Raw genomic sequence first — 627 nt, forward strand, 5'->3', positions numbered from 1 at the left:
ACCAAGTCACCAAGTCGAACACAAAAAATATGTTCTTGGTTTTTTTTCGCCGGACTCAAATAGATTGAAGAGTACATCGAAGATGTACTCAACATACAAGACACTTAAATGTGTTGTTTTATATTGAGAACTTTTAAAATTTAGTTTTCATTCAGCGTTACGTATAACACTGATTGATTACTAGTCAGCTTTCCAAATTGTTAAAGAGCGTGTGCGTTATTCTCAGTGAGAATAAACCACGTTTAAAGACACTATAAAAATGCACTTAAAAGTGGTATCCCGTAGGGGAGTCGAACCCCTGTTACCGCCGTGAAAGGGCGGTGTCCTAGGCCTCTAGACGAACGGGACACAGGGTGTGCTTAAGAGGTTAACCTCAAGCACTCTTTTACTATCTAACCATGCAATGTGTGTGGACACTAACAAACAAATATATCTATCGTTAAGGAGGTGATCCAGCCCCAGGTTCCCCTAGGGCTACCTTGTTACGACTTCACCCCAGTCATGAACCACAAAGTGGTAAGCGTCCTCCCGAAGGTTAAACTACCTACTTCTTTTGCAGCCCACTCCCATGGTGTGACGGGCGGTGTGTACAAGGCCCGGGAACGTATTCACCGTAGCATTCTGATC

At 43.4% G+C, this 627-nt stretch carries 1 tRNA gene and 1 rRNA gene; both read right to left on the reverse strand.

What is annotated here, in order from left to right:
* Window positions 1-272: 272 nt before the first annotated feature.
* Window positions 273-348: transfer RNA gene (locus tag L4C32_RS20775), tRNA-Glu, on the reverse strand.
* A 92-nt stretch (window positions 349-440) separates the two neighbouring features.
* Window positions 441-627, reverse strand: a 16S ribosomal RNA gene (locus L4C32_RS20780); the annotation flags it as partial.

Source organism: Aliivibrio kagoshimensis (genome assembly GCF_050337105.1).
Taxonomy (GTDB): domain Bacteria; phylum Pseudomonadota; class Gammaproteobacteria; order Enterobacterales; family Vibrionaceae; genus Aliivibrio_A; species Aliivibrio_A kagoshimensis.